This is a genomic window from Rhizobium sp. BK008, from assembly GCF_014197345.1.
Lineage (GTDB): Bacteria > Pseudomonadota > Alphaproteobacteria > Rhizobiales > Rhizobiaceae > Rhizobium > Rhizobium anhuiense.
On record NZ_JACIFK010000002.1, the window covers coordinates 73,919 to 96,572 of the forward strand.

The window sequence follows — 22,654 nt, forward strand, 5'->3', positions numbered from 1 at the left end:
GCGTGAAACGAGCCATCATCCTCCTGAGGCGCAGGGCAATCAGCAGCATTCTGGTGCTGCTGATCGTGGTGATCTTCACCTTTTTCCTGCTCGAATCCGCCTCGGGCGATGCCGTCGACGCCTATCTCGGTTCGATCGGCGGCGGCGACGCCGCACTGAGGCAGTCGCTGCGCGAGAGCTACGGCCTCGACCAGTCGATGTTTGCGCGCCTCTGGCTCTACCTTTCCTCGCTGGCGCGGTTCGATCTCGGCTGGTCGGTCGCCTTCAACCGGCCAGTCGGCACGCTCATCACAGAGCGCCTGCCCAATACGCTGCTGCTGATGGGCAGCGCGACGGCACTCTCCTTTGGTATCGGCTCGGCGCTCGGCATCCTTGCCGGGGCGCGGCCGGGTAGCGTGCGAGATCGGATGCTGTCGATCGGCTCACTGATCGTCTATGCCATTCCGAGTTTCTGGCTAGGCCTGGTTCTCAGTATCGTTTTCTCGGTGAAGCTGCGTTGGTTTCCGATCGCCGGCGTGGAAACAATCGCTTCCGGCAAGACGGGATTTGCCCGCGCGCTCGACATTGCTGATCATTTGGTTCTGCCGGTGGGCGCGCTCGCGCTGATCTATCTCGCCTTGTTCCTGCGGGTGATGCGCAGCGGTATGGCCGAGGCCTGGAAGCTCGATTTCGTGCTCTTCGCCCGCGCCAAGGGCCTGTCGCGCAGCCGTATCGTGCTGCGTCACGTGGCGCGCAATGCGCTGCTGCCGCTCGTCACCATGCTCGGGCTGCAATCGGCGGCCATGCTCGGCGGCAGCGTGGTGATCGAGAGTGTCTTTGCGATCCCCGGTTTCGGCCGGCTGGCGCAGGAGGCGGTCAACGGCCGCGACGCGCCGCTGTTGATGGGCATCGTCGTCACCAGTGCCGTCCTCGTCATATCGGTCAATTTCCTCGTCGATCTCGTCTATGCCGCGCTCGATCCGCGCATCGGCGCATCGGAGGGCGGCGTATGAACTGGCTGCGGCGCCTGCCGCGCACACCGGAAGGTGCAGCCGGACTGGCGATCCTTCTCATCCTGCTTTTGGCCGGGCTGCTCGCTCCCGTCGTTTCGCCGGGCGATCCGCTGAGGATCGCCGGCCGCGCGCTGCTGGCGCCGTTCACCGATCCGGCTTTTCCGCTCGGCACCGACCGTCTCGGTCGCGACGTCCTGGCGGGGCTGCTCTATGGCGCGCGGACGTCGCTTGCCGTCGGCCTGGCGGCGGCGTTTTCAGCCATGGTGCTGGGGCTCTGTGTCGGCATGGTAGCCGGTTTTGCCGGCGGGTTCATTGACGAGGCGCTGATGCGGGTGGTCGACGCCTTCCAGATCGTGCCGGCTTTTCTCCTCGCCCTTGCCTTCGTCAGCACCATCGGGGTGTCGACGCCCATTATCGTCCTTGCCATCGCACTCGGGACCTGGGCCGATCCGGCACGGCTGACGCGAGCGCAGGTGCTTGCGATCCGCGAGCAGGATTATGTCGCCTCGGCAAGGGTGATCGGCATGCATCCGGCCGAAATCGCCTTTCGGGAAATCCTGCCGAACGCGCTGCCGCCGGTGCTGGCGCTTTCCGCCACCATCGTCGCCGGTGCTGTTCTCACCGAGGCAGCGCTGTCCTTCCTTGGCCTCGGCAATCCCAATATCGCCACCTGGGGTTCGATGATTGCCGAGGGCCGCAGCGTACTGCGTTCGGCATCCTATCTCTCGGTGATACCGGGCGCTGCCCTTGCCGTGACCGTGCTCGGCGTCCATCTCTTCAGCGAGGGTCTCGGCAAGGCGCTTGGTCATGACGGCGGGAGCGCGCCATGAGCAGCATTTTCTGCAGCCTCAGACAGCTTTCGGTCACCTATGAGCGCAGGAGGAACGGCGTAGCCGCGCTCGACGGTATCGATCTCGATATCACAGCCGGTGAAAGGCTGGCGATCATCGGCGAAAGCGGCTCCGGCAAGAGCACGCTCGCCCGCGCCCTTACCGGCCTGCTGCCGGAGGGCACAAGGGTCGGTGGCGAGATGCTGTGGCCCGGACTCGGCCATCCGCCTCGCCCGGGGCGCGATTTCGGCTTCGTCTTCCAGGATCCCGGTTCCAGCCTCAATCCCGTCCTGACGATTGGCGAACAGGTCGCCGAGGGCGCCAGGCGCCATCTCGGTCTCAGCTGGAAACAAGCCTATGTCAGGGCCGAGGAATTGCTCGGACGGGTGCGGATACCGCAGCCTGACAGGACCATGCGGGCCTTTCCGCATCAGCTTTCCGGTGGCCAGCGCCAGCGCGTGGCGATCGCCGCGGCCATTGCTGCGAAGCCTGCGCTGCTGATCGCCGACGAGGCGACCAGCGCGCTCGACGTGGTCGTCCAGGCCGAGATTGTCCGTCTGCTCGACGGGCTGGTGCGCGAGGACGGCATGACGCTGCTGTTCATCACCCACGACATCGCGCTTGCCTCCGGTTTCGTCGACCGCATCGCCGTCTTCCGCAATGCGAGGCTGGTCGAGGCTGGCCCCGTCCGTTCCGTGCTTTCGGCGCCGAAAAGCGACTACACCGCCGCCCTCATTGCCAGCCATCGCGACCTCGCGACGCCGCCGCTGATCGCAGAGGTGCAGCCATGAACGATGCGCTGCTTTCCGTCGAGAACCTGTCGAAAGGGTTTTCTTCCGGCGCGCGCCAGGTTGCAGCCCTCGACAATGTGTCGCTGACGATCTCAGCCGGCGAAACGCTCGGCCTCGTCGGCGCCTCCGGCAGCGGGAAATCGACGTTGTCGCGCCTCCTGCTGCGGCTTCTCAGCGCCGATGCCGGGTCGATCCGCTTCGAGGGGGTGGATTGGCTTGCCCTGAACGGTGCGTCGTTGCGCCGCCGGCGGGCGCGCATGCAGATGGTGTTCCAGGACCCGCTCGCAGTCTTCAATCCGCTGGCGAGCGTTGGCGCCGTGCTCGACGATCCGCTTCGCATCCACGGGGTCGTCGCGAAAGACCGCCGCCGCGACGAGATCGTCATGCTGCTCGAACGCGTCGGCCTGCCTGCCGATTATGCCGGTCGGCCGGTCCGTTCGCTCTCCGGCGGCCAGCGCCAACGCGTGGCGATCGCCCGGGCGATTGCGGCACGGCCCTCGCTGCTGGTGCTGGACGAAGCCGTATCGGCCCTCGACGTCACCGTGCGCGGCAGGATCCTGGAACTTCTGGTCGATCTGCAGAAAGAACAGGGCATTGCCTGTCTGTTCATTTCACACGATCTTGCCGTCGTCCGCGCCGTTTCCCACCGCATCGCCGTCATGGATGGCGGGCGGATCGTCGAGACCGGTCCGGCCGCGGCGCTCGTTGCCGCGCCGCAATCCGATGCCGCTCGCGCGCTCGTTGCCGCCGTCCCCCGTCTCGCGACCGATCCCTGCTGAAGGAAGTATCCATGTCCGATCTTGGTTGGAATCCCCTGCATGGCGTACCCTCCTATCCCGCGGAACGCTACGCAGCCCTTGCCGACAGGATCGGCCGCCTATTGCGCAGCCGTGGCGACATATTGCTTGTGCAGGCAGAGGCAGTGGTGGCGCTGGAGGCGGCAGCGGTCAGCCTTGCGCGCCCCGGCCTTACCGCACTCAACATCGTCACCAGCCTCTATGGCGGTTGGTTCGGGCAATGGCTGCGGCGGGGCGGTGCAACGGTTGCCGATATCGTCGCCGAACCAGGCCTGCCGATCGAGATCGATGCCGTCGCCAAAGCACTCGACGCCGGTTCTCGCATCGATGTGCTCGCTCTGGTTCATGCCGAATCCGCCAGCGGCATTCTCAATCCCCTGCCCGAGATACTGGCGCTTGCGCGTGATCACGGCATCGTCACCGTCGTCGATGCGGTCGCCTCGGTCGGCGGCCACGGGCTCGATGTCGACGATCTCGGCATCGACATCGCGGTGATCGGCCCGCAGAAGGCACTCGGCGGTCCGGCTGGTGTCTCCGCGCTCTCGGTCAGCCGCCGTGCCTGGGATTTCATTCTCCGAGATGGCGCACCGCGCGATTCGATCTTGTCTTTGGCGGACATGAAGAGCTGGGTCGATAGCGGCCGGTTCGGCCTGCCGGGAACGCCGGCGCCGCTGGAATTCTTCGCGCTGGAAACGTCGCTCGACCGCATCGAAGCCGAAGGCCTGGAGAATGTGGTCGCCCGCCATGCGCTTGCCGCATCGGCAACACGGGCGGGGCTTGCGGCACTCGGAACTCCGGTCTGGGTGCCGGCAGCAAAGGCGTCGAACCTGGTGACGGCGGTGCCGGTGCCGGAGGCGCTGGCACCTGCCGTGCTGATCACTGCCGCCGGACGACTGGGGGTCGAGCTGACCGAAGGTGTCGGAACCGCGCCGGCCCGTCTCGTGCGGCTGAACCACACAGGTCCGCGCGCCACATTCCAGACGGTGCTGTCGAATGTCGTGGCCTATGGCGCGGCCCTCAGGCAGGCCGGTCATCTCGCGGATATATCAGCCGCTTCCGAGGCGATTTCGTCGGCCTATAGCCGCTGAGAGATGTTCCCGGAACCGGGACGGCATGTCGATGACCACAAGGCCGCCGTCCGGCTTACGCTTGGCCCGGCAAAAACCCTCCGGCATCCCGATAAAGCCGTATTCAGTCCTTGATAATCGTCGCTCGCCAAGGCAGGAGAGAGGCATCGTGGAGACTTGGTGCAGATGACGAGATTGCTGGATGCGCAGGGCCTGGAGATTTCGCATGAGGGGTACCGCACCCGCCTGAAATGGCATAGGTTGCGCAAACGGTTTGCCGATCCGCTGTTCTCAGCCGAGGTCATGGCGGAAGGATTTGCCGCCGGCGCTTCGATGGAGCTCGATCTGCGCGTGCGCGCCGATAGCGGTTTCGTCGTGCTGCACGACGAGGACCTCGAAGGTGAAACGACCGGGCATGGACCGATTGCCGAAAAAAGCCTTGGTGACCTCGGCGATATCAGGATGCAGGAGGGCGACCGGCCGCTGATCCTCAGCGAAGATCTCGCCGCCATGCTGCAATCGGCCCATCCGGCCGCGCTGCTGCAATTCGACATGAAGGACGACTACGAGGCGATCGGCGCCAGGGGCATTGAGCATCTTGCCGCGCATTTCCGCGATATCGCCGCCTCGGTGATCGTTAGCGGCGGCAGTCTCGATCTCATCGTCGCGGTCAAGGAGAAGCTTCCGCATCTGCTGCGTGGCATCGATCCCACCGACAAGCTCTACGATATCAGCAAGGCTCGCGGCTGGAAGGCTGTCGAGGCGGAATTGCGCGCCGACCTGCGCGGCCCGACCGAACCGGACACGATTTATTTGCAGTGGTCACTGATCCTGGACGCCGCCAGGGACGGTCTCGACATGATCGCGCTCTGCCAGGACCAAGGCAAACGCGTCGATGCCTGGACCTTCACCCTGAAGGATCCGGAGGCTGGTTTCAGCGAAGAGGAATGGTTGAATTTCTCGGCGCTGATGGCCCTGAAGCCGGATCAGATCACCACCGACGAGGCACCGGCGACCGAACGCGCCTGGCGCCGCCGCATGGCAGTCTAACAACAAGCATCGGAGTATCATTTCGAAAGGTGTGAGCCGCTGTCGGGACTCTATTTCTCGGCCTGTCGCATGTTTTGCGTAATTTGCATCATTTTAAACTTCTGATGCTATCCATATCCAGCAGACAAATGTTGGTGTTCGATATGCAAGTTGTTGATACTAAAGCAATTGCGCAACAAGCAAATTCCAGCTTGCAGGAAGCGTGGCATCTTGGGTGCACAGGCCGCTCCGTCGAGGCACTCACACTGGCCGGCCAGATCCTTGCGGATGCCACGGCGCGGGGCGACGATCGGCTCGCTGCTCAATGCGACACCGACATTGGCTGGTACTGTTTTCAGATCGGCAAGGCCGAACTTGGCCTGACGCATGTCCGCCGGGCGGTAGACTTCTGGAAAACGAACGGGGAGCCCAGACAGGAAGCCTATGCCCGGGCCTATTTCGGATGGCTGCTGCTGGAATTGGGCCTGCCGGAGGAAGCGATCGAAGAAGCCACGCACGCGTTGGATCTGGCCGACAAGACAGCAGACCCGAAAGCGCAAAGCCTGGCCACCAACGTCATTGGAATTATCTTCTGGTACAACAAGCAGCCCGACCGGGCCATCCTGATGAGCGAGAGGTCTGTCGAACTCGCCAGATCGATCGGCGACAAGACCTATGAATGCTGGTGGCTCATCAATCTCGGCGGCGCTCATTCGGAAGCCGGATATATCGCGCAGGCGCTCGATCAGCCGGAGCAAGGCCACCAGATGCTGGTGAGAGCGCTGGAACTGACCGAACAGGCGCTCGACATCGCAACCGAGACTGGCGATCGCTGGGCTGCCCGCATCTGTCTCGGCAACAAAGCCGAGTTCCACAGCCACCTGGGCGAGCATGACAAGGCGCTCCAGTGCATGGTCCGCTACCGGCTGTTGCAGGAGAACAGCTATGTCAGGGACAGGCAGCAATATCTCTACACCTTGGGCCAGATCTACAACAATTCCGGCAAATTCGCGGAAGCTCTAGCGCCGCTGCTCGAGGCGGTGGTGCTGATAGACGATGGCGGCAGTTTCGATTCCTATATCCAGATCTATCTTCATCTGTCGCAAGCCTATGAGGGGCTGGGACAGTTCGATCCGGCGCTGGCGGCCCATAAAAAATATCACCAAGCCTATTTGCGCAATAGCGCCGAGAGAACCCAGCAGCGCGCCCGCCTTGCCGAAATCTACTATGAAACCAAGCGGTTCAAGGAAGTTGCCGAAACGGAGACGAAGCGCGCAGAAACGCTGGAGGCCTCCTATCAGAAGCTGCAGGAGCAAACCGATATCCTTGCCAGTGCCGTCTATGTGGACCCGCTGACCGGCCTCTATAACCGCAAATATCTCGACAGCCGTTTCAAAGAGCTGACGTCCGAGAAGCGCCCATATTCCATCGCTATGCTGGATGTCGATCACTTCAAGTCGGTCAACGACAACTTCTCTCACATGATCGGCGACCAGGTCCTCAGTGCCATTGGCACCATATTGCGCGGCCAACTGCGCATTACCGATCAGGCAATTCGCTTTGGCGGCGAGGAATTCGTCGTCCTGCTCGCCGGCGCTCCCCGGGGCGCCGCCGATGTCTGCGAGCGGCTGCGTTTGGCCGTTGAACAGTGGGCCTGGTCCGAGATCTGCAACGGGTTGCACATTACGATCAGCATCGGTGTCGCCGGCACCCTGTCTGCCACTTCTCCGAACGAGATCCTGGCGATCGCCGATCAGAATCTCTATGCGGCGAAAAAGAGCGGCCGCAATCGCGTTGTTTCGTAACCGGCGTTTCCGCAGCTTTCGGGTCAACGTCGCAGTTACGCCAAATCGGGCGGGTCGCCTCTTTGGGAATGGTCTATTTATAGCCCTTCAATGTCGAGGATGAAGGCGAATTCGCCGGCAAGCCCCGGCGCGTGGGCTATGACAGGCCCGCCTTGCGCAAGCAGCCTGTCGACCGGCGGCATCGCCACCACAGCGCCGGCCTCTTCGGCGATCAGCGCGCCGGCGAGCATGTCCCAGGCATTGAGGTGGCGTTCGTAATAGAGATCGGCAGCGCCCTCGGCGACGCGGACGAGGTCGATCGCGGCCGCGCCCATGCGGCGATAATCCATGCCGCGTTCGTGGAGCCGCCGCGAAAGCGCGAGATGGTCTTCAAAGCTCGTCTTGCGGGAATGACCGAGAATGACGAGCGCATTGGCCGGATCGACGGTCGCAGCCGCGTGCACCGGAAGCCCGTCCTTGAAGGCGCCGCCGCCGCGCACGGCGTGAACGACCTTGTCGGCGGCGGCGTCATAGACCACGCCGATCTCAACCTTTCCCGAGACGACGAAGGCGATCGATACGCCCCAGTGCCGGAAACCCCTGATATAATTGGTGGTGCCGTCGATCGGATCGACGACCCAGGTGCCGCCCTCGCCCGATCGTCCGCCGCTCTCTTCGCCCATGAAAGTATCGTCCGGAAAGCGCGACAACAGCCCGTCGCGGATTGCCTGCTCGGCCTTTCTGTCGGCGATGGTGACGAAATCCTGCAATCCCTTGTTCTCGACGGCGAGAATGCCGGGGTCAGAGTCGCGCCGAAACCGGGCCGCTTCCCGTCCGACCTCGAGGGCAACTGACATGGCGACCTCCGCCCGAGCGCGGATGGCGGCGGCATCGAATGCGGAATTCATCAGGCAGTCCTTCTTCTGATCAATGTCACCGGCGTGAATTCGACACGCGCCGTCAGGTCCGGCTCGGCCATCCGGCTCATCAGCAGTTCGACCGTCTTTTCGGCCTGGACGTCGCAGGGCTGGCGGATGGTCGTGAGATCGTAAGCGGTCCAGCTCGCTTGCGGAATGTCGTCATGGCCGATGATGCGGAGCGGCGGAGCGTCATCGCGGCCGCGGCCCTGCATGACGCGGTCGATCACGCCGCAGGCCATGTAGTCGTTGGCGCAGAACAGTCCGTCGATGCCCGATGCGGCAAGTTCGGCTGCCGCATCATAACCGCTCCGGTAGTTGTTGATCCTTACCTGCAGGAATTGCGCCTCGACGCCGAGCTGCCTGCAACGCGCGATGAAGGCCTCGCTGCGCCGTCGCGCCGTATAGGATACGGCAGGTGCGGCCATCACGGCGGGCTTTCGCACGCCGCTGTCGATCAGCTGGGTGGCGGCTAGATGGCCGGCCATCCGGTCGTCGGAAATGATGCGGTCGACGAAGGGGATGTCGTTGCCCTTGTTGATGAGCACGATCGGCACGCCTTCGGCCGCGCACTGCTCGCAGATCTCGGTCGGCGGTGCGTCCGAGGTGACGATGACGCCTGACACGGCGTAATGCAGCAGCTGACCGATGACCGTCGAAGTATCGGCCTCCGGCGAGGTCGGCAGCAGGATGGGACGAAAATTACGGGCGAGCAGCACTCTTGCGAGATTCTCGATCTGTAGCGTGCGGAACGGGTTGTCGAGGCCGGCAGCGACAACGCCGACGAGATCGGAGCGTTTGTTGGTCAGGCTTCGAGCAAGATAGTTCACCCGGTAGCCGAGTTCCTTGGCGGCCTGGTAGACTTTCTCGCGCGTCTTCGGCGAGACGCTGGCATCCGGCGTGAAGGCGCGCGACACGGCGGCGCGCGAGACGCCGGCCACACGCGCCACATCGAAGGAGGTTACCTTGCGCGGTCCCTTATCCCTGTCTGCCAACTGCTTTTTCCTTAACCGCAGGCGACCGCATCAGATCGGGCAGATCCGTGCAGATGCCGAGAACGGGAAGCTTCATGATGTCGTCGAGAATGGCCGGTCGCTCCTCGTGCCAGAGCACGATCTCGCGGCCCGCCTCGAAGGCGCGGTTCATCAGCGCCTCGGTGACCAGATCCTGCGGACGCTCGCCTGCCCTCTCCCAGCAGAGATGCAGGATATCGGCGCCGGCCTCGTCGCCGAGCGCATGCGGATCGTGGCCAACGCGGATCAGCACCGAGAGCGGAAAATCGCAAGCCGCGTCACGGAGTTCGCGCACCTGCGCCGTGTCGAAGGAGCCGAGACAGGCGAAACGCTGGTTCATCTCGGCAAGATGCCGCCAGCAGCGCATGCCGGTCCCAGGCGCTTTCAGCTCGACATAGAGACCGGTCCCGGTCTCGCGGCCGAGAGCGGCGACCTCCGAAAAACTCGGCACGTCAACGCCGTCGAGTCCGGCAAGCTCCGCTGCCGTCATTTCGGAAATGCGGCGGTCGATGCCGAAGACGCGCTCGAGATGATCGTCATGCGAGACGACGACCACGCCGTCGCTGGTCAGCTGCGTGTCGAGCTCCCACATCTCAGCGCCGAGTTCGGCGGCGCGGCGAAAGGCGGCAAGCGTGTTCTCGGGTTCATGGCCGCTGGCGCCACGATGGCCGATGCAAAAGGGAAGCCGGCCCTTGGCCGCTGGCCAGCCGTAACGCTCGAAAAATCCCGAAAAATCGCGGGTCATCAGAGCCTCCTGCCATGTTCATCGAAGACGAATATGCCGCGGCTGTCGATCGCCCAGCGGACGTCGTCGCCGACATGGATATCGTTGCGTACCGGCTGGATGGAGCGCAGCAGCGATCCGCCGGCAAGAGCCACATCGTAGAGGTTCTCGCGGCCTTGCGTTTCGGCGAAGGTGATCTTGCCGGGCACGGGGATGTCGCCCGCCGGCGTGAAATGCTCCGGCCGGACGCCGAGCATCAGCTTCGTGCCCTCGGCAGCGCCGATGGTATCGGGCAGCGGCACGCGGATCTCGCTTTCCGGGATCGTGAAGGCGCCCTTGTCGACGACGCCGCGCAGGAAGGTGATCGGCGGGTTGCCGAGAAAGCCGGCGACGAAGGCTGTCTTCGGATCGTTGTACATTTGGGCCGGCGTGGCGATCTGAACGATCTCGCCTTCCTTCATGATGGCGATGCGGTCGCACATGCTCATCGCCTCCACCTGGTCATGGGTGACGAGAATGGCGGTGATGCCGGTCTCGCGCTGCAGGCGGCGGATTTCCGAGCGCATTTCGAGGCGCAGCTTGGCGTCGAGATTGGCGAGCGGTTCGTCGAGCAGCAGCACGTCGGGTTTGCGGATCAGCGCGCGGGCGAGCGCCACGCGCTGCTGCTGGCCGCCGGAAAGCTGGGCCGGCCGGCGCCCCATCAGGTTGCCGATCTGCACGAGGGCTGCGATCTGGTCGACCTCCTTTCGGATTTCGGCGGCGGACACGCCCTTCACCTTCAGGGGAAAGCCGATGTTTTCGGCAACCGTCATGTGCGGGTAGAGCGCATAGGATTGGAAGACGACGCCGACATTGCGGGCCTGGCTCGGCAGATCGGTGACGTCGCGGTCACCGAAGAGGATGCGTCCGCCGGTCGGCCGGTGAATGCCACAGACCGCAAAAAGCGTCGTCGATTTGCCGCAGCCGGAAGGCCCGAGCAGCGCCAGCATCTCGCCGTCGCCGACTTCGAGCCGCATGTTCTCGATGACCTTGGTGGAGCCGAAGCTCTTCGAAAAATTGTCGAGGAGGATGCGCATCAGCCTTTGCTCCCGCCGCCGTAGATGTTCATGAGATATTTGTTGAAGAGTGCATAGGCGATCAGAACCGGGAGGAAGTAGAAGATGCCGACCGCTTTGAACATGTTGAAATCATAATTATTGTCGTCGACGAGGAAGCCGGCGAGATAGACCGACAGCACCTGCACCTGATTGCCAGGCGCCAGCACCTGCGGCAGGATAAATTCACCCCAACCGGAGAGGAAGGAGAACAAGCCGAGCGCCATGATGCCGGGCTTGACTTGCGGCAGCACAAGGCTGCGCCAGACGCGGAAACGCGAGGCGCCGTCGACGACGCCGGCCATTTCGATTTCCCACGGCACGGTGTCGTAGAAGCCTTTCATCAGCCAGATGCCGAGCGGCAGGTCGATCGCCGCCTTTACCAGGATGACGCCGATCAGCGAATTGTAGAGGCCGATCATCTGCAGCACGATGAAGATGGCGATGATCAGCGTCACCGAGGGGAAGGCATGCAGCACCATGACGCCGGCAAGGAAGAAGCCGCGCGCCGGGACGTTCAGCCGCGATAGCACATAGCCCGCCATCGACGAGACGATGAGCACGACGCTGGTGGTGCAGGCTGCAAAGAGCAGCGTATTCACCGTCACTTGCCAGATGTTCGCCTTGCCCGCCGTCGTCTGCCACAGGAAACGCCAGTGCTCGAGCGTCAAGCCGGAGGGCAGCAAGGCATCCGGCTGCCTTACCGTCACGGTGTCGAGGAAGAGATAGGCATACATCAGGAGCAGCGGCAGGCTGACGATTGTCAGTGCCGATATGACGGGCCAGCTGCGGTAATTTGCCGAGGGCTGCGATTGTTCGGCCATGGTCAATCCTCGATCAGGGGCTTGGCGACAAGCGTGCCGTAGTTGAAGACGCGCAGATAGAGGAGCGACAGCACCACGCCGATGACGACGAGCACCAGCGCCATGGCGGCACCCAGCCCATATTCGAGATTGCCGGCATAATTCCTGAGCGCGGTGTGATAGGCGGCCAGCGCCCAGACCTCGGTCGAGTTGCCCGGTCCGCCATTGGTGGCAAGCAGGATTTCATTGAAGGAGGCGAGCAGCGACAGCGTCTGATAGCAGGTGACGAAGAGGATCGGCCAGCGCATCTGCGGCAGAATGATGTAGCGGATCTGCTGCCAGCGTGAGGCGCCGTCGACCTCGCTCGCATAGAACTGGCTCTTCGGAATGGCTTTCATCGCCGAGGAGAAGACCAGCATGCCCATCGAGGCGCCGATGAAGCCGTTGATCAGCACAACGAAGATCCAGGCATTATAGGCGTTGTCGAGCAGATAGTTCTTCGGGGGATAGCCGAACTTGCCCATCAGGATCGAAATGAAGCCGGTATCCCAGGCAAGCCATTTCCACAGCATCACATAGATGACGACGGGGGTGATGCGTGGCAGGAGCCAGATGCCGCGGAAGATCGAGGCTGGCGTCGGCGGCATGTAATGCGTCCAGATCGCCAGTAGCAGCGCATAGCCGACATTGAAAAGCGTCAGCACCAGCGCGACATAGAGCACGGTATTCAAGAGCACGCGCGCCATGTCGGGTGAAGTGACCAGGCGCGAGAAATTGTCGGTCGTCCAGATCCAGCCGGTATAGGTGGCCGTGGCGACGGTTTCCTTCTCTTCCGGGGTCAGCTTGAAACCCAGAGAATCCAGCGCCGAAAAGAGCTGCCCCTTGCTGTCGAAGCGAGTGTTGAGGACGGAGCGGTTGAACTGTTCGGAGATCTGCTTGACCTCGCGCGTCGAAGGCCGCTCGGCGAGATCCTTGAGCATGCGCTCGACGTCCCGGCGCGCTGGAAAGACCTCGCCCATATGTTTGGCACGCAATTCCGCCGCGATCCCAGGCGCAAGTCCGAGGCCCTCGACGGCCTTGAGGCCAGCTTCGTCGACCGTGTAACGCGGTTCGGCCATCTCGGCGGCGATGTCGGGCAGCGCCGATTTCAGCGCGATCAGGGAATTGGGCGCGATCTGGTAGACACCGCCTGATATGCCGGTCGCCGTCGTCATGCTGGTCATCGAGAAGACTGCCGTCAGAACGACCGGCATCAGGAAGAACAGGACGATCATGATCGCCGCAGGCGCGATCATCACCAGTCCGAGCGTTCTGGACGATTTCATGGAAGCCCCTCATCGCGAACCGACCGGGCGGCGGGTGCCGCCGCCCGGAGCTTCGATCTTAGCGGATGACGATCTTGTCGCCGAGCGTGCTCTTCAGCTCGCTCTCGGCATCACCAATGGCGGCGTCGACGGTCTTGGCGCCGGTCCAGGATGCTTCGAGGTTCTTCCACATGATGTTCCAATATTTGCCGAAATCGGAATTGTTCGGCATGGCATTGGCATGCGGCAGCAGGCGCTCGGTGGCTTCGCGGGTCCAGCGGTCGGCCGAGTAGAAATCGACTTGCGATTCCGCCTCGGAAATGCCGAGATGGGCCGATTTGACCGCATGCAGCGCGTTGATGCGCGGCTCGGAGGCGATCGTGATCAGCTGGGCGGCGATATCGGTGTCTTCCTTGTCGTGACCCGCTGTCAGCAGGTAGACGAGCGGGTGAGTCAGCGTGTTGGCCTTTCCGCCTTCGCCGGCCGGGATCAGCGTGAAGATCACGTTGCCGAAGAAATCCTTGAGACCTTCCTGGTTGACAAGGCGGGCATAGTGCCAGGTGCCGCCGTCCCAGATGCCGGCCTTGCCGGTGGCGACTTCCTTCCACCACTGGTCGCCCGGCATGCCGATGTGGTTCTTCTTGGTGACGCCTGATTTAACGGCATCGGCGAAGAACTGGTAGGTGCGGGTCATTGCCGCCTTGTCGAAAACGAGCTTGCCGCCTTCTTCCATCGTGCCGCCGAAGCTGGTGTAGAACTGCCAGTAATCGGGTCCGTTGCTGGCGCGCGGATAGAAACCGTAACCGGCCTGGACCAGGCCCTTGTCCTGCATCTTCTTGGCGTCTTCAAGGAGGTTCTTCATGGTGTACTTGCCGTCCTGAACGCTCTGCGGCAACGCATCCAGATCGGCGTCGCTGTAGCCGATCGCCTTCATGTAAGGCTTCCAGAAGAACATCGGGCGGGATTCGGCATCCTGCGGAATGCCGTAGACGGTGCCGTTGTAGGAGGCGATCTGCAGCAGATTTTCATAGATGCCGTTGAGCGGCCAGGAGTCGAGATCGACGTAATCCTCGATCGGGACGATAAGGCCGGCCTGCGACCAGGGCGCGATGTCTTCATGGCCGCTGACGACGATGTTCGGCGCGGTCTTGGCTTCCGCGGCAAGGGTCAGCGCCTGCTTGAAGTCCTCCCAGGCGGAGTAGGATTTCTTGTCGACGGTGATCTTCAGGTCTTCGCCCTTGAGGGCGGCCTGGCGCTGCAACTGCTGGGCCGCGATCTCGATGGCGTCGAGGCGATAGACGTCGTTCGGGCCGGTACCGCCGGCCCAGACGCTGATGGTAACGTCCTTGGCAAAGGCGAAAGCGGAGGTCGAGGCCAGAATAGTGGCCGCGATCGTGAGGGATTTCAAGCTCGGCAGAATAGTCATCTTCTTCGTCTCCCTAGAAGAGCAGTGTGAAGCCTCTTGACGGGTCAGCACTGCTGATGATGGCCGCTCCGAAACCCCACGAAAACGTGACAATGTCCGCTTTATGGACTGAACGTAACGGCCGAATGACAAAATTGAGCACGTGTGCAAATTTATTATGACGATGTCCGGAAGACTTGCAAGCGGCGGTTTTCGACGGGCGTCTTTTACGCTTCAAATTGCGCTTTTCCTGCGTTAACGTCCCGCCATGAGCCTCGAATCCGTCCGCGCCTTTCTCAGCGTCCACGCACCCGATATCGAAATCATCGAAACCGCCGAGAGCTCCTCGACGGTGGCGCTTGCCGCCGAAGCCCACGGCGTCGAGCCGGCCCAGATCGCCAAGACGATCTGCCTGCGCGTCGGCGAGCAGATGATGCTGGTCGTTGCCGGCGGCACGGCAAGGCTCGACAATCGCAAGTTCAAGGACACCTTCGGAGCCAAGGGGCGCATGCTCGACGCCGAAGAGGTGGTGGCGGTCACCAGCCATCCGGTCGGCGGCGTCTGCCCTTTCGGCCTGCCCTCGCCGCTGCCCATCTATTGCGATATCTCGCTGAAACGCTTCGATGAAGTCGTGCCGGCGGCCGGCTCGACGAATTCGGCCGTGCGCATCGAAACCGGACGGCTGGCGGAGCTGACAGGCGCCAGCTGGGTCGATGTCTGCCAGTAAAATGGCCGAAGAACTTCACACCGGGGAAAGACTACCTATATTACCTCTCGACATGCCGTCATTGTGCATGACAGGAGATCAGGAATGCCGAGTGCCGTTTCGCGTTTTGCCAAGATCGCGGCAATTGCCGCACTGACGAGCGCTACCGTTTTTGCTTCCCTCGACGATGCCGAGGCGCGCCGCGCCGGTAGCGGCGGTTTCGGAAGTCGCGGCACGCGCACCTTCCAGGCTCCGCCCGTCACCAGCACCGCGCCCGGGACTGCGGCACCGATCGAAAGATCGATGACGCCGCGTCCACCGACCACGGCACCGGCGACCGCGCAGCAACCCTTCGGCACCCAGCGCCCTGGTCTCTTCGGCGGCTTCGGCCGTTCGATGATCGGCGGCTTGATTGCCGGCGGCCTTCTCGGCATGCTGCTCGGTCACGGTTTCGGCGGCGGCTTCGGCTTTCTCGGCATGCTACTGCAGATCGCGCTGATCGGCGGCGCCGTCATGCTCGCCATGCGTTATTTCGCCAATCGCCGCCAGCCTTCCTACGGCGTCGGCGGCCAGAGCCGATCCTCGCCACAGTCCTATGGCCAGCAATCCTATAGCATGTCGCCTGCCGGCAATTCGTCCTTCCACATCCCGGCGATCGGTTCGGGCGCCGGTTCAGCTTCGTCTTCGCGCGGCAACCGCCCGAGCGACGAGATCGGGCTGGCGCAGGCCGATCTCGATCAGTTCGAGGAACTGTTGACCAGCGTTCAGACCGCCTACGGCGCCGAAGATTACGGCACGTTGCGGCGCCTGACGACGCCCGAGGCCATGTCCTATCTTGCCGAGGAACTCGGCGAAAACGCCACCAACGGCGTGCGCAACCGCGTTTCCGACGTCAAGCTGCTGCAGGGAGACATTGCCGAAGCCTGGCGCGAGGACGGGCAGGAATTTGCCACGCTCGCCATGCGCTACTCCTCGATCGACGCCATGATCGAACGCGACAGCGGCCGTGTTGTTTCCGGCGACGACCGCCGCCCGAGCGAAAGCGTCGAGGTCTGGACCTTCGTGCGCAAGCCGGGCGCCGACTGGAAGCTCGCCGCGATCCAGGGCACGGAGCAACGCGCCGCGTGATGCGGCGCGCAAAGCCGATACTCTCTTTAATTCACTGCGACCGGTTTGGAACGCATGCGGGAAACCGTCTCGCGTTCCGCCCGCTTGCAGCGCATCGGCGGCAGGCCGCGATCCATCAGGTCCATGTCTTCGAGCACCATGTCGCCCATCTTCTTGAAGGCGCTGTCGAGTGCGCCGGCGCGATGCGCCGAGCGGATGAAGCCCTTCAGGCGCCGCACCGGATGATCGGCCGGCAACGGCTCTTCAGGGTAGACGTCGCTCGCCGCGACGATATGGCCTGACGAGACGGCCGCCATCAGCGCATCGAAATCGACGACATCGGCGCGGCTGAGCAGGATGAAGGCGGCGCCCTTGCGCATGCTGGCGAAGGCCTCCGCGCCGAGAAATCCCCTGTTCTCGCTGGTGACGGCGGCGACGACGAAGATGAAATCGCTCTTCGTCAGAACGTCCTCCAGGCTTGCCGGCTCGACGCCGTTTTCCTCGAGGATCGATTGCGGCAGCCAGGGATCGAACACCCGGATGCGGGTTCTGAAGCCGGACAGCACTCGTCGCAGCGCCTTGCCGAGATCGCCGAAGCCGACAATGCCGATCTCGGAGCCGGCGAGCAGCCGCGCACTCGAATTGCCCTCCCCGCCCCAGAGTTCGCTGCCCTGGCGGAAGGCGACATCCGCATCGACGATGCCGCGCGCCAAGGCCAGCGCGAAACCGAGACCGATTTCGGCGACCGGCTCGGCAAAGACCTGGCCTGTGGTCACAACGTGGATGCCGCGCTCGAAGAGCACCTCATAGGGCATGTTGTTGAGAAGATTGCTTTCGACGTTGAGGATCGAGCGCAAGGCCGGCATACGTCCCAGCGTTTCCGCCGAAAGCGGCGGCTGGCCGATGATGTAGCGCGCCTTGCCGAGGATCCCGTCGCCGAGCCCGGCGATATTCTCGGGGTCGGCCTCGACGATCTCGTATTTCACATGCAGTTCGGCCCGCGCCTTGTCGCTGAAGATCAGGTCGAGCGTGCGCGGCTCGGGGGCGCTGATTGCCAACGGCCGTTCGGTATTCGTCATAGGCATCTCCTCCATCGCGGCGGCTTTCGCCATCTCCGCCGGACGATTGATAGCCGCTGTGCGGGATCGTTTCCAGTTCGCGGAAAAGAACTTTAGAAAACGAGGGGCGCTCGGCGTTGGGAGGCGCTGTCGAAAGCGGCATCTGCCTATCAGATAAGCAATTGAATTGGCTTGTTATTTCGCGGCATTTTCGTTGACGGCGGGAATTCTTTGAACTAGCGTGGTGCACGCGACTTGGAACCATACCTGTGTTCGGCGGCCGCAGGATATTCGAAAACTCATGAGGGAATGAGCCATGAAATCAGCACTCAAGAGCGGTCTGCTTGCCTTGGCTGCCGCAGCGCTTCCAGCCGCCGCCTACGCCCATCCCGCCATCGGCGAAGCCGCCGGCTTCAGCCATGGCTTTGCCCATCCGATCTCTGGCCTCGATCATGTCCTCGCCATGGTGATGGTCGGTGTTTTCGCATTTCAGCTGGGCGGCCGCGCCACCTGGCTCGTGCCGACGACCTTCGTCTTGGTGATGGCAGTTGGTGGTGTCCTCGGGGCGACCGGCGTCAATATTCCCTTCGTTGAAACCGGCATCGCGCTTTCCGTCGTCGTCCTCGGCGCCATCGTTGCGCTCAATGTCAAGGCGCCGCTCGCCGCAACACTCGGTATCATCGGCCTCTTCGCCATCTTCCACGGTCATGCACATGGTGCCGAAATGCCGGAAAATGCCGCCGGTGCTGCCTATGCTGCCGGCTTCATGATCGCGACCGCACTGCTGCATGCCGCCGGCCTCACGCTTGGTTACCTCATCGGCCGCGCCGGTGAACGTCAGGGGCTTTTTGTGACGCGTACGGCAGGCGGCATTGCCGCCATATCGGGCGTCGGTATCCTGGCCGGCTTGATCTGAGCCTGGCATTTCTGAACAGATACGAGGCGGCGTCCTAGACATCTCAATCCGACAGAACGCCCGGCATGCCTAGCGCATCGCCGGGCGTTTCTGCGTCTCGCTGCAAAGGGCTCCGGATTTGACCCAAGTCAAATTCAGCGGCGTTGCGCCCGGCTATAGATAGCCAACGATCAACGACGGGACACCCAAATTGACGCAGGGCCGCCTTGCCGATTGCCGGCGAGACGCGAAAGTCAGTATAGTAATTTCAGAAATTTCTGAAATCTCAGACGCAACGGAAACGACCATGAACCTTCCGCCTCTCGTCCAGTCCTTTGTTCTCCATTTCGGCGAAATGGGATCCCGCTGGGGAATCAACCGCACGGTCGGCCAGATCTACGCCCTGCTCTTCGTTTCTCCGGCGCCGCTCTGCGCCGAGGAGATTGCCGAGTCGCTCGGTATCTCGCGCTCCAATGTGTCGATGAGCCTGCGCGAACTGCAAGCCTGGAACCTCGTTCTTCTCAAACACAGGCCGGATGATCGCCGCGATTTCTTCACGACGCCAGATGATGTCTGGCACATATTGAGGACGCTTGCCGAGGAGAGAAAGAAGCGGGAAGTCGATCCGACGCTGTCTGTTCTGCGCGAAATCCTGATGCAGCGGCCGGCGAGCGACGCCGAGCGCCATGCGCAGCAGCGGATGAGCGAGATGCACACGCTGATCGAGCAGCTGACGCATTGGTATGACGACGTAAAACAACTTGAAACGGAAAGGCTCGCAACGCTACTCTCGCTGGGTGCGAAAGTGACCAAGCTTCTGGAGGCCAAGGACCGGGTCGTTTCGCTCGGCCGCAGCCGCCGGCCAAATCCTGCGAACAAGAGTTAGCGCCATGGGCACTGCTTTCTTCGACGCGAAGGACAGACAAGAGGCCGAGCCAATGCCGGAGGGCGATCCTGTCTCGCCTGTCACAGGTCCCAACGGTACGAAAGGCGGGCTGCGCAGAGCGGCAATGCTGCAGGCGCTGGGCGCCGCCATCTGGATCCCGCAGGCCGGGTTGCTGGCCGTCTCGGTCGGCCGCATCGCCGATGGCGGCGGATGGCATGACGTTCTATGGCCGGCCCTCGGCATCCTTGTCCTCGGGTTTGCAAGAAGCTGTCTCGACGCGGCCGGCGGCCGCCTGGCCTTTCATGCCGCGCGCGGCGAGCTCAGCCGCAGGCGGAAGATTGCCGCCGCGGCACTTTCCATGTCGTCGCCGATCGATCGCAGCCGGCCGGCCTCCGGCAAAGCCGCAAGTGTGCTTGGCGAACAGGCCGAACTCATCGTGCCTTACCTCGCCCGTTTTCAGCCGGCGCGCATGAAGGCGAGCCTCGTGCCGCTCATCATCCTTGCCTTCATCCTTCCGGTCTCCTGGATCGCCACGCTGGTTTTGCTGTTCGCCGCGCCGCTGATCCCGATCTTCATGGCGTTGATCGGCTGGCGTGCCCAGGCGGCCAGCGAAAGACAGCTGGTTGCGACCGGCGGCCTCAACGGCTTCCTGCTCGATCGGCTGCGTGGACTGGCGACGATCCGCGCGCTCGACGCGGTGGATGCAACCGCCCTGCGGCTGCGTTCGGAAGCGGAGTCGCTGCGAGTGCGCACCATGGCGGTTCTGAAGATCGCCTTTCTGTCCTCGGCCGTGCTTGAGCTTTTCGCAGCCCTCGGCGTGGCGATGATAGCCGTCTACGTCGGCTTCAGCCTGCTCGGCGAAATCCGCTTCGGCACTTGGGTAGGCCGGCTCGACCTGACGGAGGGATTGTTCATCCTGCTGCTGGCGCCGGCCTTCTTCGAACCGTTGCGTGAACTTTCGGCCGTCTGGCACGATCGGGCGGCGGGCGAAGCGGCGCTGAAAGCCATGGACGCCATCGCTGCCGACGGCCTGTCCATCCAAGGAGCAGTCGAAGTCGCGCCGGCGGTACCTGCCGTCGCCAAAGCGCCTGATATCCACCTTGAAAATCTCGCCTTTCGCTACGCCGCCGACGAACCGTTGGTGCTCGACGATTTCAACCTCGATATCGTAGCCGGCGAACATCTGGCGCTTCTCGGCGCCAGCGGTTCCGGTAAGTCGACGCTTCTTTCGTTGATTTCAGGACTGGCGCCCTGCACCGGTGGCCGGATCGTCATCGGTGGCATCGAACTTGCGGACGATACCGCCGCCGTCCTGCGCGGCAGCATGGCGTGGATCGGCCAGAGACCGCATATTTTTGCCGGTACCATCGCTAGCAATATCGCGCTCGGCAGGCCCGGCATGCTGCGCGGCGATCTGACGGATGCGCTCGATGCCGCGAGACTGCGGAAGGTTGCCGAGGCCTATGGCAGCCGGCCGCTCGGCGAGGGCGGAATCGGACTTTCCGGCGGCGAGGCGCTGCGGCTGGCGATCGCGCGGGCCGCCTGCAATCCGCATCTTAGGATCATCCTTGCCGACGAGCCGACTGCGCATCTCGACGCCGCCACCGCCGCCGAGGTGACCGAGAGCCTACTTTCGCTCGCCAGGGACCGTATCTTGATCGTTGCGACCCACGATCCGCTGCTTGCCGCCCGCATGCATCGCATCATGCGCATCGACACTGACCTCGTCATGAGGGAGGCCGCCGAATGAGCACATTTGCTACAAACCTCAAGCCGCTCCTGCGACTCTTCTTTGCCGAACGCCGGCGTGCGCTGCTGCTGGGCGCAGCACTTTCAGCGGCGACGGTGACGGCCGGCATCGCCCTGCTCGGCCTGTCCGGCTGGTTCATCACCGCCACCTCGCTCGCCGGTCTTTCCGCCGCCGCCATCACCTTCGACGTCTTTGCGCCGTCGGCCGGCATCCGCCTGCTCGCCATCGTCCGGACGGCCGCGCGCTACGGCGAGAGGCTTGCGACGCATGATGCAACGCTCGGCGTGCTCGCCGCCCTGCGCGAAAGGCTGTTTCGCGGCTTTGCCGAACCGAGTGCGGCTCGCACCCTGCTCTATCGTCCCGCAAGGCTGCTCTTCCGGCTGACGGCCGATATCGATGCACTCGATTCCCTCTATTTGCGCATTCTCGTGCCGGCTACGGTGGCGATCGGCGCAGCGCTGGCAGCAAGCCTCGCACTGGGGCTGATGCATCCCGTGTTCGGTCTGTGTTTCGGCCTTTTTCTCGCCGGCGCCGGGCTCGGCCTGCCTCTGATCGCCGGCCGGGGGGCGCGCAAACATGCCCGCAGGCGCGCCCATGGTATCGAGGGGTTGCGGTCGCGGACGATCGATCTCGTCGCCGGCCAGACCGATCTCCTGATGGCTGGTCGGCTTGCCGCGCAGAGACATGCGATCATGGCAGCCGACAGCTATGCCGCCCACGCCGACGACCGGCTGAACCGTGTCGAAACCGGCCTGACATTCGGCTTCGGCCTCGTTTCGACGCTGCTGTTGACGGCATCGCTGCTTGCCGTCGCAGCGCTTGCGGAAGCCAAGGTGATTACCGCTCCCGTCGCCGCGCTCGGCCTGCTCGTCGCCTTTGCCGCGGTCGAACCCTTTGCAGCACTACGCCGCGGCGCCCTGGAACTCGGCAGAACGCTGCTCGCGGCAGCGCGGATCGCGCCGCGGTTTGCCGCCGCGACAGAACCCGAACCATTGGCAGCGCCTTTGCCGGGATATGCTTTCTCACTGGCTGATGTGTCAGCCTTCCATGAAAACTCCGCCGCGCCGGCGCTTGAGGGTATCGAACTCACGCTTCAACAGGGCGAACGTCTCGCCGTCATCGGCAGCAGCGGCGCCGGCAAGTCGAGCCTGCTTGCTCTCCTTTCCGGCGAGTTGCCGGCCCGGACGGGAAGTGTTGCCGTGACAACGGCGACCCTGCTGACGCAACGGACGGAACTCTTCGAGGACAGCCTGCGCGGCAACCTCTGTCTTGCGAACCCGGATGCCAGCGAGGGCCGTCTTCTTGAGGTGCTCGCCGCCGCCGGCCTGCTTGCCGATATCGAGGCCATGCCGCGGGGGATCGATACGCCGCTCGGCGAAGGCGGGATCGGTCTTTCCGGCGGCCAGTCGCGCCGGCTGGCGCTTGCCCGGCTCTTCCTGCGCGACACGCCGCTCTGGCTGCTCGATGAACCGACAGAGGGTCTCGACGGCGCCACCGCCCGTGACGTGATCGGCCGGCTGTCGAGCATGGCGGCAGGCCGGTCGCTGGTGATCGCCACGCATATCCGTCGCGAGGCTGATATCGCAGACCGCATCGCCGTCATCGAAGGCGGCCGCATCTCAGAGATTTCGCGCCGCGGAGAGGCGGCGTTCGAAAAGGCGCTTAACCGGCTTCGGCCGGATTGAGCAAACATGCCCTCACG

At 63.4% G+C, this 22,654-nt stretch carries 21 protein-coding genes; 13 read left to right on the plus strand and 8 right to left on the minus strand.

Annotated elements, in window-relative coordinates; translation table 11 throughout:
• The first annotated feature begins 2 nt into the window (after window positions 1–2).
• From FHT69_RS11865 to FHT69_RS11895, 7 genes are all read left to right on the plus strand, one after another.
• Entirely contained in the window at window positions 3–992 is a 990-nt protein-coding gene (locus tag FHT69_RS11865; protein ID WP_183905402.1) for an ABC transporter permease, read from the plus strand.
• Entirely contained in the window at window positions 989–1,822 is an 834-nt protein-coding gene (locus FHT69_RS11870) for an ABC transporter permease (RefSeq protein WP_063476101.1), read from the plus strand. The genes FHT69_RS11865 and FHT69_RS11870 overlap by 4 nt, the downstream gene beginning before the upstream one ends.
• On the plus strand, window positions 1,819–2,613 hold the full coding sequence (locus tag FHT69_RS11875) for an ABC transporter ATP-binding protein (RefSeq protein ID WP_063476100.1): 795 nt from the start codon (window positions 1,819–1,821) through the stop codon (window positions 2,611–2,613). The genes FHT69_RS11870 and FHT69_RS11875 overlap by 4 nt, the downstream gene beginning before the upstream one ends.
• Window positions 2,610–3,392 (plus strand): ABC transporter ATP-binding protein, encoded by a 783-nt coding sequence (locus FHT69_RS11880; RefSeq protein WP_063476099.1) that lies wholly within the window; start codon window positions 2,610–2,612, stop codon window positions 3,390–3,392. The genes FHT69_RS11875 and FHT69_RS11880 overlap by 4 nt, the downstream gene beginning before the upstream one ends.
• 11 nt (window positions 3,393–3,403) lie before the next feature.
• Entirely contained in the window at window positions 3,404–4,498 is a 1,095-nt protein-coding gene (locus tag FHT69_RS11885) for a pyridoxal-phosphate-dependent aminotransferase family protein (RefSeq protein ID WP_063476098.1), read from the plus strand.
• 165 nt (window positions 4,499–4,663) lie between these two features.
• On the plus strand, window positions 4,664–5,527 hold the full coding sequence (locus FHT69_RS11890) for a glycerophosphodiester phosphodiesterase family protein (RefSeq protein ID WP_176707401.1): 864 nt from the start codon (window positions 4,664–4,666) through the stop codon (window positions 5,525–5,527).
• Window positions 5,528–5,655: 128 nt separating this feature from the next.
• Window positions 5,656–7,311 (plus strand): GGDEF domain-containing protein, encoded by a 1,656-nt coding sequence (locus tag FHT69_RS11895; protein WP_063476096.1) that lies wholly within the window; start codon window positions 5,656–5,658, stop codon window positions 7,309–7,311.
• A 77-nt stretch (window positions 7,312–7,388) separates the two neighbouring features.
• On the opposite strand, the gene FHT69_RS11900 is transcribed toward FHT69_RS11895, so the two are convergent.
• The 7 genes from FHT69_RS11900 to FHT69_RS11930 are packed head-to-tail and all read right to left on the minus strand — an operon-like array spanning window position 7,389 to window position 14,571.
• Window positions 7,389–8,198 carry an inositol monophosphatase family protein gene (locus FHT69_RS11900; RefSeq protein WP_047613101.1) on the minus strand — a complete coding sequence of 270 codons (810 nt, stop codon included), beginning with the start codon at window positions 8,196–8,198 and terminating at the stop codon, window positions 7,389–7,391.
• The gene (locus FHT69_RS11905) at window positions 8,198–9,202 is read right to left on the minus strand and encodes a LacI family DNA-binding transcriptional regulator (RefSeq protein WP_063476095.1); all 1,005 of its coding nucleotides are present in this window, start codon (window positions 9,200–9,202) and stop codon (window positions 8,198–8,200) included. Before FHT69_RS11905 ends, FHT69_RS11900 begins: the two co-directional genes overlap by 1 nt.
• On the minus strand, window positions 9,186–9,965 hold the full coding sequence (locus tag FHT69_RS11910) for a glycerophosphodiester phosphodiesterase (RefSeq protein ID WP_063476094.1): 780 nt from the start codon (window positions 9,963–9,965) through the stop codon (window positions 9,186–9,188). The genes FHT69_RS11905 and FHT69_RS11910 overlap by 17 nt, the downstream gene beginning before the upstream one ends.
• On the minus strand, window positions 9,965–11,020 hold the full coding sequence (locus tag FHT69_RS11915) for an ABC transporter ATP-binding protein (protein WP_063476093.1): 1,056 nt from the start codon (window positions 11,018–11,020) through the stop codon (window positions 9,965–9,967). The genes FHT69_RS11910 and FHT69_RS11915 overlap by 1 nt, the downstream gene beginning before the upstream one ends.
• Entirely contained in the window at window positions 11,020–11,862 is an 843-nt protein-coding gene (locus FHT69_RS11920; protein ID WP_047613097.1) for a carbohydrate ABC transporter permease, read from the minus strand. Before FHT69_RS11920 ends, FHT69_RS11915 begins: the two co-directional genes overlap by 1 nt.
• A gap of 2 nt (window positions 11,863–11,864) precedes the next feature.
• Entirely contained in the window at window positions 11,865–13,166 is a 1,302-nt protein-coding gene (locus FHT69_RS11925) for a carbohydrate ABC transporter permease (protein ID WP_063476092.1), read from the minus strand.
• Window positions 13,167–13,224: 58 nt separating this feature from the next.
• Window positions 13,225–14,571 carry an extracellular solute-binding protein gene (locus tag FHT69_RS11930; RefSeq protein WP_063476091.1) on the minus strand — a complete coding sequence of 449 codons (1,347 nt, stop codon included), beginning with the start codon at window positions 14,569–14,571 and terminating at the stop codon, window positions 13,225–13,227.
• 247 nt (window positions 14,572–14,818) lie between these two features.
• Between FHT69_RS11930 and FHT69_RS11935 the strand changes: the two genes are divergently transcribed.
• Complete coding sequence (locus FHT69_RS11935) at window positions 14,819–15,277, plus strand: YbaK/EbsC family protein (RefSeq protein WP_047613092.1); 459 nt, start codon at window positions 14,819–14,821, stop codon at window positions 15,275–15,277.
• 84 nt (window positions 15,278–15,361) lie between these two features.
• Window positions 15,362–16,384: a Tim44 domain-containing protein gene (locus FHT69_RS11940; protein ID WP_063476090.1), complete on the plus strand. Its 1,023-nt coding sequence runs from the start codon at window positions 15,362–15,364 to the stop codon at window positions 16,382–16,384.
• 26 nt (window positions 16,385–16,410) lie between these two features.
• Here the strand turns inward: FHT69_RS11940 and FHT69_RS11945 are convergent, their stop codons facing one another.
• The gene (locus tag FHT69_RS11945) at window positions 16,411–17,442 is read right to left on the minus strand and encodes a hydroxyacid dehydrogenase (protein ID WP_063476089.1); all 1,032 of its coding nucleotides are present in this window, start codon (window positions 17,440–17,442) and stop codon (window positions 16,411–16,413) included.
• Window positions 17,443–17,737: 295 nt separating this feature from the next.
• Here FHT69_RS11945 and FHT69_RS11950 point away from each other — a divergent pair, with 295 nt between their 5' ends.
• The 4 genes from FHT69_RS11950 to FHT69_RS11965 all read left to right on the plus strand — a co-directional run bounded on the left by FHT69_RS11950 (window position 17,738) and on the right by FHT69_RS11965 (window position 22,637).
• Window positions 17,738–18,337, plus strand: coding sequence for a HupE/UreJ family protein (locus FHT69_RS11950; protein ID WP_063476088.1), 600 nt, complete (start codon window positions 17,738–17,740; stop codon window positions 18,335–18,337).
• 286 nt (window positions 18,338–18,623) lie between these two features.
• On the plus strand, window positions 18,624–19,202 hold the full coding sequence (locus FHT69_RS11955; protein WP_047613087.1) for a GbsR/MarR family transcriptional regulator: 579 nt from the start codon (window positions 18,624–18,626) through the stop codon (window positions 19,200–19,202).
• 4 nt (window positions 19,203–19,206) lie between these two features.
• Entirely contained in the window at window positions 19,207–20,952 is a 1,746-nt protein-coding gene (gene cydD, locus FHT69_RS11960; RefSeq protein WP_063476087.1) for a thiol reductant ABC exporter subunit CydD, read from the plus strand.
• Window positions 20,949–22,637 (plus strand): amino acid ABC transporter ATP-binding/permease protein, encoded by a 1,689-nt coding sequence (locus FHT69_RS11965; RefSeq protein WP_063476086.1) that lies wholly within the window; start codon window positions 20,949–20,951, stop codon window positions 22,635–22,637. The genes cydD and FHT69_RS11965 overlap by 4 nt, the downstream gene beginning before the upstream one ends.
• Window positions 22,638–22,654 lie beyond the last annotated feature (17 nt).